The sequence below is a fragment of the Corynebacterium sp. AOP40-9SA-29 genome, from assembly GCF_052377405.1.
In the GTDB taxonomy this organism is placed as follows: Bacteria; Actinomycetota; Actinomycetes; order Mycobacteriales; family Mycobacteriaceae; genus Corynebacterium.
Genome location: NZ_JBQSWR010000006.1, coordinates 135,768 through 155,637, shown reverse-complemented (window position 1 = coordinate 155,637; position 19,870 = coordinate 135,768). Strand labels below are relative to the sequence as shown.

Annotated in this window: 19 protein-coding genes; 3 read left to right on the top strand and 16 right to left on the bottom strand. The window is 67.8% G+C overall.

Annotated features, from left to right (window positions below):
* Nucleotides 1–20 precede the first annotated feature (20 nt).
* The 5 genes from ACT3SZ_RS11795 to ACT3SZ_RS11775 form a co-directional block, all read right to left on the bottom strand.
* Complete coding sequence (locus ACT3SZ_RS11795) at nt 21–1,052, bottom strand: hypothetical protein (protein WP_444618846.1); 1,032 nt, start codon at nt 1,050–1,052, stop codon at nt 21–23.
* Entirely contained in the window at nt 1,049–2,017 is a 969-nt protein-coding gene (locus ACT3SZ_RS11790; RefSeq protein WP_444618844.1) for a hypothetical protein, read from the bottom strand. The genes ACT3SZ_RS11795 and ACT3SZ_RS11790 overlap by 4 nt, the downstream gene beginning before the upstream one ends.
* Nucleotides 2,018–2,020: 3 nt before the next feature.
* On the bottom strand, nt 2,021–3,556 hold the full coding sequence (gene ilvA / locus ACT3SZ_RS11785; protein ID WP_444618842.1) for a threonine ammonia-lyase, biosynthetic: 1,536 nt from the start codon (nt 3,554–3,556) through the stop codon (nt 2,021–2,023).
* Nucleotides 3,557–3,578: 22 nt separating this feature from the next.
* Nucleotides 3,579–4,265: a 3'-5' exonuclease gene (locus tag ACT3SZ_RS11780; RefSeq protein WP_444618840.1), complete on the bottom strand. Its 687-nt coding sequence runs from the start codon at nt 4,263–4,265 to the stop codon at nt 3,579–3,581.
* A gap of 184 nt (nt 4,266–4,449) precedes the next feature.
* Nucleotides 4,450–4,572: a hypothetical protein gene (locus ACT3SZ_RS11775; protein WP_301442067.1), complete on the bottom strand. Its 123-nt coding sequence runs from the start codon at nt 4,570–4,572 to the stop codon at nt 4,450–4,452.
* Nucleotides 4,573–4,931: 359 nt separating this feature from the next.
* Here ACT3SZ_RS11775 and ligA point away from each other — a divergent pair, with 359 nt between their 5' ends.
* From ligA to ACT3SZ_RS11760, 3 genes are all read left to right on the top strand, one after another.
* Complete coding sequence (gene ligA, locus ACT3SZ_RS11770) at nt 4,932–7,007, top strand: NAD-dependent DNA ligase LigA (RefSeq protein WP_444618838.1); 2,076 nt, start codon at nt 4,932–4,934, stop codon at nt 7,005–7,007.
* 85 nt (nt 7,008–7,092) lie between these two features.
* Entirely contained in the window at nt 7,093–7,833 is a 741-nt protein-coding gene (locus tag ACT3SZ_RS11765) for a hypothetical protein (RefSeq protein WP_444618836.1), read from the top strand.
* On the top strand, nt 7,814–8,128 hold the full coding sequence (locus tag ACT3SZ_RS11760) for an antibiotic biosynthesis monooxygenase family protein (protein WP_444618834.1): 315 nt from the start codon (nt 7,814–7,816) through the stop codon (nt 8,126–8,128). The genes ACT3SZ_RS11765 and ACT3SZ_RS11760 overlap by 20 nt, the downstream gene beginning before the upstream one ends.
* 30 nt (nt 8,129–8,158) lie before the next feature.
* Here ACT3SZ_RS11760 and ACT3SZ_RS11755 read toward each other — a convergent pair whose 3' ends face one another.
* The 11 genes from ACT3SZ_RS11755 to ACT3SZ_RS11705 all read right to left on the bottom strand — a co-directional run bounded on the left by ACT3SZ_RS11755 (nt 8,159) and on the right by ACT3SZ_RS11705 (nt 19,857).
* Nucleotides 8,159–9,115 (bottom strand): hypothetical protein, encoded by a 957-nt coding sequence (locus ACT3SZ_RS11755; protein WP_444618832.1) that lies wholly within the window; start codon nt 9,113–9,115, stop codon nt 8,159–8,161.
* Nucleotides 9,112–10,236, bottom strand: a complete 1,125-nt coding sequence (gene mnmA / locus ACT3SZ_RS11750; protein WP_444618830.1) for a tRNA 2-thiouridine(34) synthase MnmA — start codon at nt 10,234–10,236, stop codon at nt 9,112–9,114. The genes ACT3SZ_RS11755 and mnmA overlap by 4 nt, the downstream gene beginning before the upstream one ends.
* A gap of 102 nt (nt 10,237–10,338) precedes the next feature.
* Nucleotides 10,339–11,529 carry a cysteine desulfurase family protein gene (locus ACT3SZ_RS11745; RefSeq protein ID WP_444618828.1) on the bottom strand — a complete coding sequence of 397 codons (1,191 nt, stop codon included), beginning with the start codon at nt 11,527–11,529 and terminating at the stop codon, nt 10,339–10,341.
* 2 nt (nt 11,530–11,531) lie between these two features.
* Nucleotides 11,532–13,190 carry a cation:proton antiporter gene (locus tag ACT3SZ_RS11740; RefSeq protein WP_444618826.1) on the bottom strand — a complete coding sequence of 553 codons (1,659 nt, stop codon included), beginning with the start codon at nt 13,188–13,190 and terminating at the stop codon, nt 11,532–11,534.
* A gap of 196 nt (nt 13,191–13,386) precedes the next feature.
* Nucleotides 13,387–14,340 (bottom strand): electron transfer flavoprotein subunit alpha/FixB family protein, encoded by a 954-nt coding sequence (locus tag ACT3SZ_RS11735; RefSeq protein ID WP_444618824.1) that lies wholly within the window; start codon nt 14,338–14,340, stop codon nt 13,387–13,389.
* Nucleotides 14,341–14,391: 51 nt separating this feature from the next.
* A complete protein-coding gene (locus ACT3SZ_RS11730; protein ID WP_444618822.1) occupies nt 14,392–15,180 on the bottom strand; it encodes an electron transfer flavoprotein subunit beta/FixA family protein in 789 nt (262 codons plus the stop codon).
* Nucleotides 15,181–15,342: 162 nt separating this feature from the next.
* A complete protein-coding gene (locus ACT3SZ_RS11725; protein WP_444618820.1) occupies nt 15,343–16,590 on the bottom strand; it encodes a class I SAM-dependent methyltransferase in 1,248 nt (415 codons plus the stop codon).
* A complete protein-coding gene (locus tag ACT3SZ_RS11720) occupies nt 16,587–17,459 on the bottom strand; it encodes an NUDIX hydrolase (protein WP_444619040.1) in 873 nt (290 codons plus the stop codon). Before ACT3SZ_RS11720 ends, ACT3SZ_RS11725 begins: the two co-directional genes overlap by 4 nt.
* 139 nt (nt 17,460–17,598) lie before the next feature.
* Nucleotides 17,599–18,465 (bottom strand): ABC transporter ATP-binding protein, encoded by an 867-nt coding sequence (locus ACT3SZ_RS11715; protein ID WP_444618818.1) that lies wholly within the window; start codon nt 18,463–18,465, stop codon nt 17,599–17,601.
* Nucleotides 18,466–18,520: 55 nt separating this feature from the next.
* A complete protein-coding gene (locus ACT3SZ_RS11710; protein ID WP_444618816.1) occupies nt 18,521–19,534 on the bottom strand; it encodes a tetratricopeptide repeat protein in 1,014 nt (337 codons plus the stop codon).
* Between the two features lie 11 nt (nt 19,535–19,545).
* Nucleotides 19,546–19,857: a hypothetical protein gene (locus tag ACT3SZ_RS11705; RefSeq protein WP_444618814.1), complete on the bottom strand. Its 312-nt coding sequence runs from the start codon at nt 19,855–19,857 to the stop codon at nt 19,546–19,548.
* Between the last annotated feature and the right edge of the window lie 13 nt (nt 19,858–19,870).

Sequence of the window (19,870 nt, the reverse complement as noted above, 5' to 3'; positions counted from 1 at the left end):
CTCGACCCGAACTTCGTCGTCTACTCCCCCGGTGCCCGGTAGTTCGAGGCGGGGACCCCGGGATGAAGTTGCTCCCAGACCTCGCTGATCCCCTGCCTGCCGAGTTCGATGCCGCTGTCCTGCGGCAGCAGTTCCCAGTTAAAACCCTGCGCCGACCAACGGTGTGCATTGGTGTCCTCCTCGTGCCGCAGTTCGCTGTCCGGGAGGACCCGGATCAGGGACATGTTCTCTGCGGAGGCCCTGAATTCACCGGCCTCCTCGCGCCGGACGGGCACCCTCGTTGGCGTCAGGTCCACGGTGACAGGCAGGTTGACAAGGTCGTCCTCGGACTCAACGACATTGGCCAGCAGCCAGTCGCGGTGTCGATGCTTCGCTTCCTCCAGCCGCTGTGCCCTGGTCTTGCTCCAGGCTTTCTGTCTGGATCTCTCCGTCTGGATCGGTCCGGACCAGCTGAAGAGCTCCTCGTCCACGGGTAGGCCTATCTCCGGGTCCACGAACCTCTCGCCGAAGGTCGATCCGCCGGTGTGCAGGGACATCGTGTGAAGTGACTCCTGATCAACCACGACCCGGACCCCACGGAGCGTGAATGCCCATGCGGAACGTCCGGCGATGCTATCACCCTCGATCGCTGCATCCGGACGCACGTCGTCCTCGGTCCAGCCGATCGCGGGAAGCCCGTTGATGAGCCACTGTGCTTCACCGCGGTAGGCCATCGCACCTGACCAGCTGGCAGTCTCCCGGGAGATCAGGACAGGACGGTGTGCGTCCTCCCAGAAATCCCAGGTGCGCGTCCCGTCGGTGATGTGGACCGGGACACCGTTCCTCTCGACGCGCAGTCGTCGACCGTGGCGCCAGACCTCGATCTGGACAGGTTCGTCTGAGGATTCGCCTTTCCTCCCCAGGTTCCGCGGCCCCGGACCCCAGGTGTAGTGACCGTTCATGAAGAACAACGGTGGTGCCTCGCCGTCCTCCCACTGGATGCTGGCGTGGAGTGTGCCGGATGGTTCGGTGAGCAACCGCTCGCGCAGGTCCTCCCATGTCGGGGTCGTCACTTTTCTTCACTCCTGTCGTGGACCTGTCGGCTGAATCTCCGGCGGACCTCGGAGCGCAGCGCATCGTCGACGATGATCTGGGGTGCCAGGAAGGTGACCTCCCAGTCGTACCCGTCTTCCTGCCAGGAGACGTCCGCTTTCTTCCCCGCAGGTTGGGGGTTAGCCCGATCAGGCGTGGAAACACGTCGCTCGAAGCGGAAGATTCCTGGCGTCCCACCGTGGACAATGTCCTCTTCAACACGCATCTGTTCGGGGATGAGGCTCACCGTCGCAGACGCAGTCAACGGCGTGGACAGAACATTTCCCCGGAACCATGCCATTTGGGATTCCTCGAGTGCCCGGATCTCGTCCGACCTGAGTTTCTTGACGTCGCCTTGCGTCAGCACCGGTCCGTCCCAGGAGAACAGCGCGGCATCGAGAGATATGCCGATTTCAGGAGCCTTGATCCACTGTCCATCAATTGTCGGATCCGTGGTGTCAGCGATCATCCCGAGCAGAAACCCGGAGTCCCGGTCGACCCAGATGCGTAGTTCCTCGTTCAGCACAATGGTCCAGCAATCCCGCCCTTGAAAAGAGTCCTCGGCGGCCGGACTGTCAGGTGCGGTGGCGTCAGTTCCCGCCCAGTCACCTGCCTTCCAGGGCCGACACAAGTGCTGGATCCCACCGAAGAAGCGCGACCCGTCGCCTGCGGCGGCGACCGGGCGGCCCTGTGCTCCGGCCAGGCGTTCAGTACGCCCGAAGGACCAGTAGGTTTCCCCGTCACTGATGAACGTTGGGGCCCCGTTCTTCTCGACCCGGAGTTTCGGGCCATCGCGCCAGATCTCGTAGGCGGATTTCTCTGCGAACTCACCGCGACTCTCTACAGTCGCGTGCAGCGTGCTGGGCGGGTTGCGGAGAAGGACCCCGAATAGACGGGCCCATGTCATCGGAGTGATCGGCTGGTCCGGCTGCTCGACGCCGTTCATCGGCTACTCCCCCGCAGGTGCCAGGAACAGCTTGTAGGACGAGTTGTCCGTCACCTCGGTGAACGGGTAACCCAGCTCGCTGAGGTGGGCCTCGAAGTCGGCGGAACGGGCATCCTCGAAGGCGGCGAGGATTCGTCCGTAGTCCATTCCCTGGCTGCGGTAGTGGAATGCGGTGACGTTCCAGTTCGCGCCGAGCACGTCGAGGAAGTGGACCAGGGCACCGGGGTGCTCGGGGAACTCGAAGGTGAACATCCGCTCGTCGACGAAGGCCGGCGGCACCCCGCCGATCATGTAGCGGACGTGCTCCTTGGCGACCTCGTCGTCGGAGAGGTCGACGACGTCGTAACCGGCGGTGTCCAGTGCGTCGGCGATGGCGGTGCGTTCGGCGGCGCCCTCCTTGAGCTGGACACCGACGAAGATCCGGGCACGCCGGTCGTCACCGCGCTCGCCTACGCGGTAGTTGAACTCGGTGACCATTCGGCCGTTGAGCACCTCGCAGAACTTCACGAAGGCGCCCTGCTCCTCGGGGATGGTGACGGCGAAGATCGCCTCGCCACCTTCACCGAGCTCGGCGCGCTCCGAGATGTAGCGCAGGGTGTGGAAGTTCAGGTTCGCCCCGGACAGGACGTTGACGAGGGTCTCGTCCTGAAGATCATTGGCGGTGGCGTACTTCTTCAGCCCGGCCAGGGACACCGCGCCGGCCGGCTCGGCGATCGCGCGGGTGTCGTCGAAGAGGTCCTTGATCGCCGCGCTGATCTCGTCGGAGCTCACGGTCACGACCTCGTCGAGGTACTGCTGGCACAGCCGGAAGGTCTCGGCACCGATCTTGCGCACGGCCACACCCTCGGCGAAGAGGCTGACGTGCTCGAGCTCCACGGGCTCCCCTGCCCACAGGGCGGCGGTGAGGCACGCGGATTCCTCGGGCTCGACACCGATGACCTTGATCTGCGGGTTGAGTTCCTTGAGCAGTACCGCCACTCCGGCGGCGAGGCCGCCACCACCGACGGGCACGAAGACCCGGTCGACGGCGGCGGACTGGAAGATCTCCAGCCCGATGGTTCCCTGCCCGGCGATCACTGCCTCGTTGTCGAACGGGGGCACGTACACCAGGCCCTCGACCTCGGAGAGTTCCTTGGCTTTGCCCTGCGCGGCGTCGAAGTTTTCTCCGTGCAGCACGACCTCTCCACCGAATCCGCGGACGGCTTCCACCTTGATGGACGGGGTGGTCACCGGCATCACGATGACTGAGCGAATCCCCAACTCACGGCCGGACAGGGCCACGCCCTGGGCGTGGTTGCCGGCCGAAGCGGTGATCACACCGGCGCAGCCGGTGAGCTGGGACATGCGGTTGAAAGCCCCACGCAGCTTGAAACTGTGGACCGGCTGCAGATCCTCACGTTTGACCATCACACGGTTGCCGGTGCGTGCCGACAGCGCGTCCATGGTCTCAAGCGGGGTGTGCCGTGCCGCCCGATAGACCGGCGCGGCAACGATGTCGCGGAGGTACTCGGCCGAGGTCTTAGGTGCGGAATTAGCCATGGTCGTCAATCCTACTGAACAGCTATGCCTGCAGGGGCCAGGAGGTGTTCACCGTGGCCGCACGGTCGGTCTGACCCTTGTTCTCGAAGTACTTCTTCAACCCCGACTGCGACTCGTAGTGCCAGGTGGCCTGCTGGAGCATCAGCTCGTCCGCGGTCACCTCAGTGATCTCCGGGTAGGCACGAGCCAGCTTCCAGGCCACGCGGGCGGCTGCCAGTGCGTCCGCCGTCGCCTCGTGAGCGTTGCCGAGGGTGACGCCCCAGTGCTCGCACACGTTTTCCAACCGCCGTTTCCCCGTGCGGTACTGGTCCTTGGCCTTGTCGACCACCAGCGGGTCGATAACAGGACCGTCCACGGTGAAGGACGGTTCCAGGCTGCGCAGGACGGTGAGATCGTAGGCTGCGTTGTAGACGACCAAGGTCGCCCCGGCGCGCCAGCCGGCCCGGATGCGTTCGATGGTCTCGGACAACACCTCGGCGTGCGGGCGGCCGTGCTCCTGCGCGTACTCCGTGGAGATGCCGTGTATCTTCGACGCCCCCTCGGGGATCGGAATCCCCGGGTCCGCGAGCATCTCCAGGTCGTCTCGTTCACGTCCGTTGATGGTGATCAGCGCGCTGGTCACGATCCGTGCGGTCAAGGGATCCGTTCCGGTGGTCTCCAGGTCGAAGCTGAGGAGGTGGGTCGGGTCGAAGTGCTCGGCGGTGGTCATGGCAGCCACTCTATAACGGACCCCGGACATGAAAATCCGGGCGTGGTCGAACAGCGCCGTCCAGCAACGTCCAACTACAACATCGCCCGGGTGCACGATCGTGACGATCGTGCACCCGGGCGACGGGAACCCGGTGAAGTTAAACCAGGCGAAGTTAAACCAGGCGAAGTTAAACCAGGTGGAGCTAGACGAGGAAGTCGTCGTGCTCCGGGGTGTCCACGGCGATGGCCTCGTCGTCACCGAAAAGGAAGTAGTTGGCGCCGGCGGTCATCTCGTTGATCTCTTCACGGCTGAGCAGGTTGAACATGTGATCGTCCTTTCTGAAGGTGCAGCCATCCGATTTCAGTACTGGTCTGCGTGGGTGGTGTTCCCTGTGGGGCTCCCTGACACCGACAACGCTAGGTTTCCCCAGGTGAACAGATCTACCCCCACGCGCCACGGTCCACCCCGATACCTACATCACATTCCCGGAATCACCGCAGGACACGGCCTGGACGTTGCACTAACCTAGTTATGACCACCGCACAGACCACCACCCCCGCCGGTAGTGATGCACACCACAGATAGGCCGGGACCTGTGAACAGGCACTCATCTGTCCGCAGAACCATCCGATTGCCGCCAGGTTCAACTCCCCCGGTGACTCCGCGCTCACTACACTGGCCCAGGTGACTGAGACATCCGAGCCGACACCTGAGCACACTCCCGAGCAGACACCCGAAGACCGGTGGACCACGCTGGCGTCCGACATCCGCCGCCACCGGGAGCTGTACTACTACGAGGCGCCCGAGATCTCCGACGCCGACTTCGACGTGATGATGCGCGAACTCCAGGAGCTCGAGGCGTCCCACCCGGAGGTGGTGCAGGGCACCAGCCCCACCCAGGAGGTCGCCCCGTCGCCGGAGAACTCGCCGTTCCGCAACGTCGACCACCGTGAGCAGATGCTCAGTCTCGACAACGTCTTCAGCCTCGACGAGATGCGTGAGTGGCTCGAACGCACCCCCGCGCCGACCTACCTCACCGAGCTGAAGATCGACGGTGCCTCGATCGATCTGCTCTACATCGACGGTCGGCTCGACCTCGCCCTCACCCGCGGTGACGGCGTCACCGGTGAGGACGTCACCCACAACGCCCGCACCCTCGACGACATCCCGGACGTGCTCACCGGCACCGAGGAATTCCCCGTGCCCGCCCTGGTGGAGATCCGCGGCGAGATCTTCATCACCGTCGAGGACTTCGCCACGATGAACGCCGACCGGCAGGCCGAGGGCAAGAAGATGTTCGCCAACCCCCGCAACGCCGCCGCCGGGGCGATGCGGCAGAAGAATCCGGAGGAGACGGCCAAGCGTCCGCTGCGGCTGATCTGCCACGGCATCGGCGCCCGCGAAGGCTTCGAGCCGGCCAGCCAGCACGACGGCTACCGGGCGATCGAGGCCTGGGGCCTGCCCGTGAGCCCCTACACCCGGCAGGTGCACAGTGTGACCGAGGTGCTGGACGCGGTCACCTACTGGGGCGAGCACCGTCACGACGCCGCCCACGAGATGGACGGGCTCGTCGTGAAGATCGACGACGTCTCCGAGCAGCAGGACCTGGGTGCCACCAGCCGAGCACCGCGCTGGGCCATCGCCTACAAGTATCCGCCGGAGGAGGCGGTGACCACCGTGGAGTCCATCCGCGTGGGCATCGGACGCACCGGGCGCGCCACCCCGTACGCGGTCATGACACCGACCTACGTCGCCGGGTCCACCGTCACCATGGCCACGCTGCACAACGCCACCGAGGCGCACCGCAAGGGCGTCCGGCTGGGTGATCGTGCCATGATCCGCAAGGCCGGCGAGGTCATCCCCGAGGTCCTCGGCCCCGTGGAGAGCGCGCGCACCGGGGAGGAACGCGAGTACCTCTACCCGTCGTTGTGCCCGGAGTGCGGCACGCCGCTGTCGCCGACCCGCGACGGCGACGCCGACTGGCGCTGCCCCAACACCCGCTACTGCCCCGGCCAGCTGCAGAACCGCCTGAATTACCTCGCCGGACGCGGCGCCTTCGACATCGACGCTCTCGGTGAGCGCGCCGCCCACGACCTCATCGACTCCGGCGTCCTGCCCGACGAGGGCCACCTGTTCTCCCTCACCGCAGAGAAGCTGGCCACCACCAGTGCGTACACCACGAAGGCCGGCACCCTGAACAAGCAGGGCGAGGTGCTGCTTGCCAACCTCGAGGAGGCCAAGGGTGTGGACCTGTGGCGGGTGATCACCGCCCTGTCGATCCGCCACGTCGGCCCCACCGCAGCTAAGGCGCTCGCCGCGAAACTGCAGTCCATCCCCGCCATCGACGAAGCCTCTGTCGAGGAAATGGCCGACATCGACGGGGTCGGCGGCATCATCGCCCAGTCGGTGAAGGACTGGTTCGCCGTGGACTGGCACCGCGAGATCGTCGACGCCTGGGCCGCCGCCGGAGTACGCATGGAGCAGATCATCGAGGCCTCCGAGCGCCCAGAGCAGACCCTAGAGGGGTTGACCCTGGTCGTCACCGGATCCCTCGTCGACTTCGACCGCACCGAAGCCAAGGAGGTCGTCGAAGCCCACGGGGGCAAGGCATCCGGCTCGGTGTCGAAGAAGACCGACTTCGTCGTCGCCGGAGAGAAGGCGGGCTCGAAGCTGAAGAAGGCCGAGGACCTGGGTGTCCCGGTCCTCGATGAGGACGGCTTCAAGCTACTGCTGGCCGAAGGGCCGGACGCGGTGCGCTGACCGTCGGCGATGGACTTCGACTGACCGAAGTACTCCCGAAGTTACTACAGTCGACTGTAGTAACTTCAGGACTACTATCAGCCTCGTGCCCCTCACTGACGTACTCGACCGGTTCCGCGGGTTCGCACTCGACTCCCAGCTCACCGACACCGAAATTCGCAACGCGCTGGACGATGGCACACTGGTGGTCCACGAGACCTTCGGTGACACCACCGTCTACCGGCAGACCGACCTAGAACCCGACATGCCAGTCTCCGACTACTGGCCCACGGTGATGGCGCTGAGCCGGGCCGACGTTCCCGAACCAGGCCGCACTCCCGGATTCATCTTCGCCGACTCCACCGCGTTGAGGATCCGCGACTGCGGGGTTCTATCTCCCCAGCGCACCGAGATTCTCGCGCACCACGACTGGATGCCCCCGGTATCTGAGGGGACGCAACCGCCGACCCTGACAATCACGCCTGGGACCATCACGACCGTGACCATCACGTCTGGGACCTTCACCGACGAGGACTGGTCCTGGGAGTTCGGCCTGCCGGTCATGACCGCCCTGTGCGCCATTCGCCGGCTGGCGGACAACTCCGGTATCGAGCCCACCTGGTTGCTCGCGGCCGTCGAAGACGCCTACGACGAGGGGCTGGCCGACTTCCCTGACCTCGCAGCCGCCGTGAACCACCGGGCGCAGACGTGGGGATACCAGGACGGACAGGCCCTCATCGCCGACATGTGTCCCAGCCTGTTTCTGGACGCCACCGGCGGTAGACTCGCAGGTGGTAACGCACTCTCACCCCGAAGCAAGGAGCACCATGTCCGTCGTGAAGATTAACGCCATCGACGTCCCCGAGGGCGCCGGCCCCGAGCTCGAGGCCCGTTTCGCCGCCCGCGCCCACACCGTCGACAGCTCCCCCGGCTTCGAGGGCTTCCAGCTGCTGCGCCCCACCGCCGGCGAGACCCGCTACTTCGTGGTCACCACCTGGGCCACCGAAGAGGACTTCCAGGCGTGGGCGGACGGCCCGGCGAAGGCCGCCCACAGCGGCCCGCACGGCGGCGAGGGCAAGAAGCCCGTCGCCACGGGTGCCTCGCTGCTCGAATTCGAGGTCGTGGACCTCAGCTCCGAGTAGTCCCCTCCCCGACCCCCGGGGACGCCGCGCCTAGTTGCTGTGCAGCAGCGCCGCGGCCCCGCGCACGGTACGGGCAAGTTCGGCCGCCGGGCCTGGTTTCAGTACCCCGTCCCCCACGGCGACCAGGTCGATCTGGGGTTCGGGGGTGGCCGCGTCGAAGGTCCAGCGCCGCCACGTGCCGATGACCTCGTGGGCGATGTCCTCGCTCGACCGGGCGTCGTCCACCCGCCAGGCGACCTGCGCCCCGGCGTCGATCAGCCCGGCCACGTCGTCGGTGCACTCCCCGGAGATCTCGTCAACGACCAGCGCGTCGGCACCGGTGTGCAGCAGTTCCGGCCACACCAGCCCGGTGTCCAGGACTACCTGGCGCTGCGTTCCACCGCGCACCTGGTCGATGAACCTGTGCTCCACGTTCAGCGCGACCTCCCGGTCAACCTGCATCGACTCGAACTCCGTCGCACCCTGCAGGTGTGAGGTGACCTCGCCGAGGCGGCGTTCATGCACGTGCACCACGGATGCGCCCACCGCATCGCAGAACTCCCGGACGCCCTCGCCCAGCGACAGCGCCACGTCCCGGAACGCCGGACGATCAAAGCACAGCGGGTGCCCGCGGTACTCCACGTCCGCCCCGAACGTCCACGGGCCGGTGACGTGCACCATCAGCCGGTCGGTGCCCGGCATGACCTCGGCAACGATGTCGGTGAGCTCGTGCAGCCGCCCCAGGAAGTGCCGGGCGTCCAGCGTCCGGCCCGGGGCGATCTCCCAGCCGCGGGCGTGGGAGCGCAGGTAGGGCCCGCCGACGAGCACGCCCATCGCCGCGCTGGCGGGCAGCAGGTCACCCTGCGGCAGGCTCAGCGGGGGAACCACGCCAACGTCCTCGTCCACGTCGCGGGAACGTCGGGACGCTGCGGCCAGAGCGGCACGCAGGTCGATGTGCTCGGTACGGACGTCCTCCCACCAGGCGAAACGACCCATCGTCTCGCTCACGCGGTCCGTGCCTGCGACGCCTGTGATGTAGGCGCCGTCTCGGACCAGGGCTGCGTCCGGCAGATCGTGCCGGAGCCGAGCAGGATGTCGCCCTCGGCGTCCGGCAGGTAGACCACCGCGGCCTGGCCGCGGGCCACCCCGCGCAAGGGTTCGTGCAGCTCCAGCTCCACCGACTCCCCGCTGAGGGTAGCGGTGGCCGGAACTACGCCGCCGTGGGCGCGGACCTGCACATCGCAGTCGAAGGTCGTGCCGTGCTTCGCCGGGTCCAGGCGCTTGAGCCGGTCGGCGGTGATGTGCCCGACCCGCAGGTCCTCGCGTCCGCCCACGGTCACCGTGCCGGTGGAGGCGTCGATGTCGGTGACGTAGCGCGGCTGGCCGTCAGCGGCGGGACCGGCCACGCCGAGACCCTTGCGCTGGCCGATCGTGAATCCGTAGACACCGTCGTGCTCGGCGAGGGTCTCGCCCTCCACGGACTTGACCATGCCGGGGCGCAGACCGATCTGGTTGCCCAGGAATGCCTGGGTGTTGCCGTCGGGGATGAAGCAGATGTCGTGGCTGTCCGGCTTAGAGGCCACGCCCATGCCCAGGTCAGCGGCCTCCTCACGAATCTCGGGCTTCACGGTGTCGCCGACCGGGAAGATGCAGTGGGCCAGCTGCTCGTCGTCCAGCACGCCGAGCACGTAGGACTGGTCCTTGTTGTCGTCGATGCCGCGGCGCATGACCCCGTCGTGCAGGCGGGCGTAGTGGCCGGTGACCACCGCGTCGAAGCCCAAGGCGATGGAGCGGTCCAGCAGCGCCTCGAACTTGATCTTCTCATTGCAGCGCAGGCAGGGGTTGGGGGTCTCGCCGATCTCGTAGGACTCCACGAAGTTGTCGATCACATCGGCCTTGAACCGATCGGAGAAGTCCCACACGTAGAACGGGATGCCCAGGGAGTCGCTGACTCGGCGGGCGTCGGCGGAATCCTCCAGCGAGCAGCAGCCGCGGGAACCCGCCCGCACGGCCTCCGGCGACTGACTCAACGCCAGGTGCACGCCGATGACCTCGTGTCCGGCCTCTAGTGCCCGTGCTGCAGCCACGGAGGAGTCCACCCCACCGCTCATCGCCGCGACAACCCGCATCGTGTGTACCCGTTCCTCTCGTGCTCTCTTCTTCGCCCCCGCGCGCGGGGGCCCTGCAGTCAGCCCTTCACCCTACACGGTGGGGACGCGGCCTCTCACCTGCTACGCCATGCCCGCCGCACGGGCCTGATCGACGACCCCGGGCAGCAGCGTGCACAACCGGTCCACGTCGGCGGCGGTGGTGGCGGTGCCCAGGGTGAGCCGCAGCGCGCCGCGGGCGACGTCCACCGGCACGCCCATCGCGGTGAGCACGTGGCTGGCCCGGTTAACCCCGGCCGAGCAGGCCGAGCCGGTGGAGGCGTCGACCCCGGCGACGTCGAGCAGCATGATCAGGCTGTCGCCCTCTGCCCCCGGAAAGCCCACGTGCACGTGGCCGGCCAACGCACCGCCGGACGGGTCGGTGTAGGTGCGTGCGTCCGGGATCTGGCGCACGGTCGCCAGCAGGCGCTCCTGCAGGACGCTGAGGCGCTCGTGCTCCTGGGCCATCTCCGCCACGGCGGCGGCGAGGGCCGCGGCGGTCGCCGCTGCCCCCTGCGGATCGGCGGTGCCGGAGCGGATCTTGCGTTCCTGGCCGCCGCCGCGCAGCGGGCTGACAAGTCCGGCGTCGCGGCGGGCCAGCAGAATCCCGGTGGCCTTCGGCCCACCGAACTTGTGCGCACTCGCCGCCAACGTGGCGCAGCCCAAGGCGTGGAAGTCCACCGGGACGTGACCGACGGCCTGGACGGCGTCGACGTGCACGGGCACGCCCGCGCCTGCCGCGAGGTCGGCCAGCTCGGCGACGGGCTGCAGGTTTCCGGTCTCGTTATTGGCCCACATGCAGGTCACCAGCGCGTCGGTGGACGGATCGAGCGCCGGGACGTCCCCGGCGTCCACACGCCCGTGGCCGTCCACCGCCAGTTCGACGTGCTCGAACAACGGTTCCCCGCCCCCGAGCAGGTCGCCGCACAGCCAGTCGACGGTCTCCACGACCGCCGGGTGCTCCGTGGCCGCGGAGTAGATACGCCGGGCACCGGGCCCGCGGGACGACCGCGCACCGAAGGCGAGACCCTGCACGGCGAGGTTGTCGGACTCAGTACCGGAAGCGGTGAAGATTACTTCGGCGCGGTCGGCGCCGAGCAGTTCGGCGACCTGCTCGCGGGCGTCCTCCAGCACGCGCTGGGCCTCACGTCCCGAGGCGTACTGCCCGGCCGGGTTGAGCAGCGCAGTGGACGCCGCGGCAGCCTCCACCGCTTCCGGACGCAGCGGCGCGGTGGCCGCGTGGTCGGCGAAGATCCGCCGTGTCACAGGTGTCATACTCACTTCTCCCCGGGGAACGCCAGCAGGCGTCGGTCGAGTTCGCGCATCTTCTCGGCGATGACCTCCGGGTCGACTCCCTTGCGGAACTTCGCCGCGGCGAGGCTGCGCTGGGCGGCGTACATCGACACGCGGCGCACCTCCACGGCGCGTTGGGCGAGCTGCTGGCGGTGCTCGCGGCGCCGGCGCAGGGCCTCCGCCTCAGTTCCTCCGGACCCGCTCGTCCGCGCGGGAGCGGTCCGTTCGCCACCGGCCTCGTCAACTTCCTCGGAGGTGTCGTCGGAACTGTCGTCAAGACTGGAGACCGAGCGCACCACACCGAGGCGTTCCTCGATCCTGGCGGCCTGCTCCGGGGACAGCCCCTCGCCCATTTGCTGGCGGACCACCAACATCGCGGCACGGTAGGCCTCGTCGAGCGCTTCCTCGGTCAGCTTGTCGTCCAGGTCCTGGAGATCGTAGTGCTCGCGCAGATAGTTCGTCAGCGCCGGCAGGGTAAGGCCCGGGATCACCATGGTGCACAGCAGGACCACGAAGGCCACGATGATGAACTCATCGCGCATCGGGAAGTCGACCGGGTTCAGCGACAGCACCAGGGCCAGCGTCACCAGCCCGCGCATGCCCGACCAACTGAGCAGGATCACGTCCGTGAACCGGATGGGCGCGCGGTAGCGTCCACCCTTGCGGCGGTTGACCCGCAGCAGCCAGCACATCCAGAGGAAGCGCACGAGGATCAGCACCGCGGAGATCACCAGCCCCCACCACACCGGGTTGAGGTGGTCGGTCTCGTCGTCCATGATCGCATCACGCACGTTCATGCCCATCAGCCCGAAGGCCAGACCGGTGACGAGCAGTTCGGTGACCTCCCAGAAGGCTGAACCCGTCAGGCGAGCGTCGGCGGCCGTGGCATCCGCCCGGGAGGTCAGTTCCACGGCGGCGACGACCACGGCGATGACCCCGGACACGCCGATCTCCTCGGCGGCCAGGTACACCATGAACGGCAGCACCCAGGTGAAGGCGTTGCCGGCCACCGACGAATCGACCCACCCGAGCACCAGGGCCGAGCCACGCCCGACGAGCCAGCCCAGCGCCACCGCGCCCACGGCACTGTAAATGAACGTGCCGCCGGCCTCGAACCAGTGGATATCGTGGTGGAACTCCGCGGCGGTAATCGCCGCGCTGAAGATGACCAGTGAGGCCGCGTCGTTGAACAGTCCCTCGGACTGCAGCGAACCGATGATCCTGCGGGGGATGCCTGCGGGCTCGGCGACAGCCTCCACCGCCACGGGGTCCGGTGGTGCCACCGCGGCGGCCAGCGCCATCGCCGAGACCAGCCCCACCCCGGGGATGATCAGCATGGTCACACCGGTGACCGCTGCCACGGTGATGAAGACCAGGCCGACCGACAGGCTCAGGATCGTGCGCCACTGGTCACGGAACATGCCCCATGAGGTGCGCCTGGCCAGCGCCCACAGCAGTGGTGGCAGGAACAACGGAAGGATCAGCTCCGGTTCGATCCAGATGGTGGGTGTGCCGGGAATGAACATCACCGCCGTGGTGACCAGCAGCAGCAGGACCGGCCACGGCAGTCCGATCCGGTCACCCACGCCCACCGTGAGGACGGTGGCGAGCATCAGGCACATGATGACGAAGAGGGTGGTCACGGAGGTGTTGTCCTTTTCAGGGGTGCACGTGGGGGCTCACGTGGGGGCACGTCGGGTTGTAGCGTGAGGGCCTGACGCACAACGACGACGACCCGCACTCGGTGAGTGCGGGTCGTCGTCGTGCCGTGCACGGTGCACCTCACCGGTTCACCGAAGAGTCTACTCTCCGGTCCCGGGGGGATGCGGGGGTGGTTGGCTAGCCGCGGGCCTTGAGGGCCTCGGTGGCCTGCGGGGCGACCTTGAAGAGGTCGCCGACGACACCGAAGTCGGCGATCTCGAAGATGCCTGCCTCGTCGTCCTTGTTGACTGCGACGATGGTCTTCGAGGTCTGCATGCCGGCCTTGTGCTGGATCGCACCGGAGATACCCAGGGCCAGGTACAGGTTCGGGGAGACGGTCTTGCCCGTCTGGCCGACCTGGAACTTGCCCGGGTAGTAGTCGGCGTCGACCGCGGCGCGGGACGCGCCGACGGCGGCACCGAGGACGTCGGCCAGCGGCTCGATGACGTCGCGGAAGCCGTCCGGACCGGCGACACCACGACCACCGGAGACGACGATCTTCGCCTCGGTGAGCTCGGGACGGTCGGCCTTCTCCGCCGGGGAGAAGGAGGTCACGGTCACGGCCGTGGGGCCGGCAGCCGGCAGCTCGACGGGCTGAACGGTACCCGAGGCCGCCTGCGGCTCCGGGTCGACGGCACCGGCACGCAGGGTGTAGACCGGCGACGCGCCACCGGCGGTCGAATCAACGGTGAAGTCGCCACCGAAGATCGAACCCTTGGCGGAACGGTCGGCGTTGACCGCGATCTGGTCGTAGAGGACGCCGGAAGCCACGCGGGCACCGACGCGTCCGGCGATCTCGTTGCCGGCGGCACCGGCAGCGATGATCACCGGGACCTGCAGCTGGGCGGCCAGGCCGGAGACGGCGTCCACGGAGGGGGTGACGACGTACTTCTCGGCGTCGTCGGACTCCGCGGCGTAGATGGTCTCGGCGCCACCGGCGGCCAGACCCCCCTGCAGCTTCTCGGCGGTGCCGGGGGCACCGACCACGATGGCACCGACGGAGCCGAACGTGCGGGCCGCGGTGATGAGCTCCAGGGTGGAGTTCTTCAGTTCACCCTGAGTGTGCTCGACAAGTACCAGGACGTTGGTCATGGTTGTGTATGTCCTTTCGACAGTTTCGTTCTCGCTGAACCGGTGGGTGAACTAGACGAGCTTCTTCGACACGAGGTACTCGACGAGCTTGTTGCCGCCGTCGCCCTCGTCGGTGATGATCTCGCCCGCGGTCTTCTCCGGCTTCGGAGCCGCGGTGGTCACGGAGGTGGAGGCGGCGGCCAGGCCGACGTTCTCCGGAGCCACTCCGATGTCGGCGAGACCGACTTCCTGGATCTTCTTCTTTTTGGCGGCCATGATGCCCTTGAAGACGGCGAAACGCGGGGTGTTCGCCTTCTCCGTCACCGAGACGATGGCCGGCTTCGGGGCCTCGACGGTGTAAATGCCGTCCTCGGTGACACGCTCGCCGGAGACCTTGTCACCGCTGACCTCGAGGGTGCGGAGGTGGGTCAGGGCGGGGATCTGGCGGTACTCGCTGAGCAGACCCGGGACCGCGCCGGCAACGCCGTCGGTCGAGGCGTTGCCCGCGATGATCAGCTCGATGTCGTCGACGAGGTTCAGCGCATTGGACAGGGTCCAAGCGGTGCCGAGGGCATCAGAGCCGGCGAGTGCGTCGTCGGTGACGAGGATCGCCTCGTCAGCACCGAGGGACAGCGCCTTGCGCAGCGCATCCTTGGCGCTGGCCGGGCCGACGGAGAGGACGACAACGTTGCGGTCGCCACCAGCTTCCTTGAGCTGGAGCGCAGCCTCGACGGCGTTCTCATTGATCTCGTCGAGGACCGCGTCAGCGCACTCCCGATCGAGGGTGAAGTCGTCATCGGTCAGCTTGCGCTCGGAATAGGTGTCCGGCACCTGCTTGACCAGAACCACGATGTTCGACATTCATAGGCCTTCCTGCTTGGGGTGCTTTTCTTCGGTCCGAAGTCTACCTGCGAATCGCCGTGACGTACCCCACATCGGAAATATCCCCCGGCCCACGTCACCACGGAATGGTCGTCACCTGCGACGACGCGGCCGACCGTCGCGAAAATCATTTATTTAGAACTACCCCCGCAGGTGTAGTTCCTCGGTGATGACCGCTACAGAGGTGTCGCCGATCCGGGTGAGAACAACCGTCAGCTCCCGGTCCCCCTTCAACTTCATCTTGCGACGCAACTGGTCCGGGTCCACGTCCACTCCGCGCACCAGGATCTCCAGTCGCCCGCACCCGAGCGCCGCCAGCGCCGGGCGCAGCTTCTTTAGCTGCACCTGCTCGATCACCTCGAAGACGCGCTGTCCGGGCAGGAACGCCCCGGCCATCCCCTTGTCCGGCAGATCCTCCAGGGAATCGCCACTGAGATAGGCGATGTGCGGGTCCACCCGCCACCAGCCCAGGGCCGCGGCGTACTGGCGCACCAGCCCGGCGCGCACCACGGCACCGTCCGGGTCCAGGATGTAGCGTCCCACGGCCCCGACCTCCTCCGACTCCTCGTCATCGGAGGTCAGCACGCGGCGCTGCCCGTCGCGGAAAACCACAGCCCGACGCTCGTGCACGGCCAGCGACGGGGTGTACAGGCACGCTTCCTTCACCCCGCCGTCCACGCTGACCACGTCGACCTGGCCCTCCCACTCGCCGTAGTCGATGCCCGGCGCGCACTTCACCGCCACTGCGGCTCCCCGGTGTGCCTCCAGCAGGTCCGGCAGGGGCGGCAGTAAATCCTTCGGGTCGCGGATCCGCCCGCGGGCGGTCCTGCGTGCCGGATCGGCCACCACAACGTCCACGGCCCCGGGGGCGAAGACAGGACGCACCGCGTCGGCGCGCACCAGCGCGACGCGTCCTACGTCCTGTCCTGCGTCCTGCCCTGTGACCGCCATATTGTGACGCGCCATCGCCAGCCGGACGGGATCCATGTCGCCGCCGATCACCATGCCGAATCGTGCGGCGAGATGCGGCAACTCGGTACCGACCGAGCAGGTCACGTCGGCGACGACGAGACCATCACTGTCCTGAGTACCGCTGGCCCCGAGCACACCGGCGATATGCTCGGCACGCTCGGCAGCCACCACAGCCGGAGTGGCCTGCTGGGCAGAGTCCCCGCACACCAGCCAGTCCCCGGGCACCTTGCCGCCGGCGACGGCCGAACGCCGGGCGGACACCAATTCCATCAGGGCGCGGGAATACTCGCCATGTTCCCGACGCAGCGTCGCGGTGTCGGCCACCCGGCTGGACTTCGTCAGTGCGAGGGTCTCCGCTCCAGCCACGGCATCCGGGTGCGCCTTGAGCCAGTCGACCTCGTCCAGCGAGAAACTCACGCGAACGGGGACGGGGGCAGATCCCCCGGGTCGACGGCGAACTTCATACCGGGGGCGAACACCCGCTCGGGGTAGCCGTACATCCGGGTCTCCAGCAGGTAGTACTCGGCCATGTAGGGCTCGTCGACCGGTTCGGAGCGCACCGGATCCACCCGCAACGTCTCGGCGAAGTCGAGGACCTCGTCCACACTGCGGAAGGTGTCCAACATCTTGAGCTGCGACCACGTCGGCGGCATGAGATTGATTTTGCGGTTGCGCCAGCCGTCGAGCAGCGTGGCCGGACGGAACCAGCCCGTCGAGCTCGCCTCACGGGTGTCCCCGTGGGCCTCCTGCCCCTCGGGCATCGCGGCGACGAAGAACGCCGTGTCATATCGGATCGGCTGCGACTCCGGGGTCACCCAGTTCGCCCACGGGCGCAGCAGGTCGCCGCGCAACACCAGGTCATGCATGCTCAAAAAGTCAGAGAAAGCCAACCGGTGCTGCTCGAGTTCCTGCCGGAACGGCAGGTAGGGCACCGTGTCACGCACCGGACCGGAACCGTTCTGGCCGGTCTCCCCTGCCTCACCTGCTTCGCTCGCATAGCCGGCGAGCAGCGTGCCGGTCTCCTCGAAAGTCTCACGCACCGCCGCGCATACCAGCGCCCGCGCCAGTTCCGGAGAGGTCCCCAGTCGCTCGCCCCACCACTGCGGTGAGGGGCCCTGCCAGCCGATCTCCGGGGAGTCGTGGCCGTCGCCATCCACGTCGCCGGGAAGGTCCCGGGCGTCCACCCCGCCACCGGGGAAGACCGTCATCTCCGCGCAGAAACGCATCGTGCTCGCACGCTCCTGGACGTACACCTCCGGGCCGCTGAGAGTGTCGCGCAGCAGCATCAACGTCGAAGCATGCCGGGCTGGCACGACCGACCCCGGGGCCCCCGAGGCCTCCTCGCGTGCCCCGTCACGCTCACTGCCGTTCACACTGCCGTCCACCATGTCCTCCACCATAGTCGTGTGTTCCGGTCCCTGTTCCTCAGCGGGCCCGGTGGCTTCCCCCGGTCCGCGCCCTGCGCGCGAAGTAGCGTCCGTCGTCGAAAGACAGCGAGATCGGCTGGTGGTAGGCCCTGGTCAGGTTCTCGGAGGTCATCACGTCCTCCAGCAGCCCCTGGGCCACCACCCTGCCCTCGTCCAGGATCATGCCGTGGGTGAATCCCGGCGGGATCTCCTCAACGTGGTGGGTGACCATCACCGTCGCCGGGGCGTCCGGATCCTCGGCCAGCTCCCCGAGCATGCGCACCAGGTCCTCACGCCCACCCAGGTCCAAGCCGGCACCCGGCTCGTCGAGCAGCAGCAGTTCGGGGTCCGTCATCAGGGCGCGCGCGATCAGCACGCGTTTACGCTCGCCCTCGCTCAGGGTCTCCCAGGTCTGCTCCCCCAGGTGCAGCGCACCCATCTGCTCCAGGATTTCCATGGCGCGCAGTTCATCGCCGCGGTCATAACGTTCACGCCAGCGGCCCATCACGTCGTAGCCGGCGGAGATCACCAGGTCGAGGACCTTTTCCCCACCCGGAACCTGGTGTGCCACCGCGGCCGACGACATGCCCACCGCGGTGCGCAGTTCGCGCACATCTGTCTTACCCAGGGTCTCCCCCACGATCCGGGCGGTGCCGGACGAGGGGTACTGGCGCGCCCCGGCGATGGTCAGCAGCGACGTCTTTCCCGCCCCATTGGGGCCGATGATGATCCACCGCTCATCCACCTCAACCTGCCAGGTCACCGGGTGCAGGACGTGGCGTCCGTCGCGCACGATGGTCACCTCGTTCAGGTCGAGGACGAGATCCTCGTCGAGGGCATCGGCAGTGGCGGGTGAGGAAATGATGGTGTCGTTCACACCCTCCATCGTGCCCTACCGGGCGGCGCCGTGGTGGATCAGGGGCCCACCCGCCCCCGTCGCATCAGAACAGTGCCGAGGCCATGCGGGTGCGCGCGGCGATGACCTCGGCATCGGCGGTGTCGTACATGGCGAAGATCTCCAGCAGCCGGGTGCGCGCGGTATCGCGCTCATCCCCACCACTGGTCCTGATGCGCTCGATGAGAGTGTCGAAGGCCTGCACCCGCTCACCGGCCAGCAGCAGGTCGTCGACCTCGTCGGACGCCCCCTGCGCCGAACGCTCCAGCAGCAGTGCCGTCACGCGCGCGGCACGCGCCTCCGCCACCACGTCCTGCACAGCCTCCGGCTCCGCCGAGGGGTCTGCGGCAGGGTTCGCAATGATCTCGTCGTAGACGGCCACCGCGCCAGCGTAATCCTCGGCGTCCAACAGGACGCCGGCGCGCTCAAAGCGCGGATCTCCCGCGTCGGACGCCGCGGCGTCCTCTCCCCCGTCGGCCGCGTCAGCACCGCCGTCAGCTGCGTCTTCGCTGTCATCGGACTCCGGCAGCCCCGGCAGCCGCCCATCCACGGCACGCACGACGGCGTCCACGAACTGCGCGATCTGCTCGGCGGGCTGCACGCCCTCGAAGTTCGTCAGCGGACGCCCGCCGGCCAGCGCCAGCACCGTGGGCACAGCCTGCACCTGCAGCGCCTGAGCGATCTCCGGGGTGGTGTCCACATCGACCTCGCGGAAGACCCACTGCACCGGTTCACCGGAGGCGTCCTGCGCCTCAGCCAGCCGGGTGAACTCCGCGGACATCTCCGCACACCCCTCGGCACGCGGACTGCCCAGCAGCAGGATCACCGCGACCTGGGTGGAACGCACCACCAGGTCCTGCTCGAAACTCTCCGGAGTCACCGCGGCGGCGCGCGCGATACGCACCCCCGACGAGACCTCCTGCCTGGACCTTTCCGCCGCCCGCTGGCGTTGATCGGCGGCCTCTTTAACCGCCCCGAGGTCCACGGCGCCGGCCGCGAAACGGTTCGGGGCCGCCGCGCCGCCCTGCTGATGCTGTCCCGGATTGTTCGGTGTCGTCATGGCACCCCATCCTAGCGCCGCCCGGTTCGCCGACGCTCCCAGCACCCGGTGTGCCAGTGCCGCCGGTCATCCCCTCCCCGGTGCGAATCCGGCCAGGCAACGATATGCGCCACCCCCGGCGGAATGTTCTGGTTGCAGCCCGGGCACACGTAGTACTTCACCGCCGCCTGCGGGCCGATGCGACGTACCAGGTAGCTCTCCGCCCAGCCGGACGTCCCCCCTGCCCAGGATGGGGCGTCCTCACGCCGGGTGCCGAGGTAGGATCCGCCGTCGCGAGGAAGCCCGCGCGGCGATCCCGCATCCCTTCTATTGCGTCTCGGCATCGATGTGCTCCCC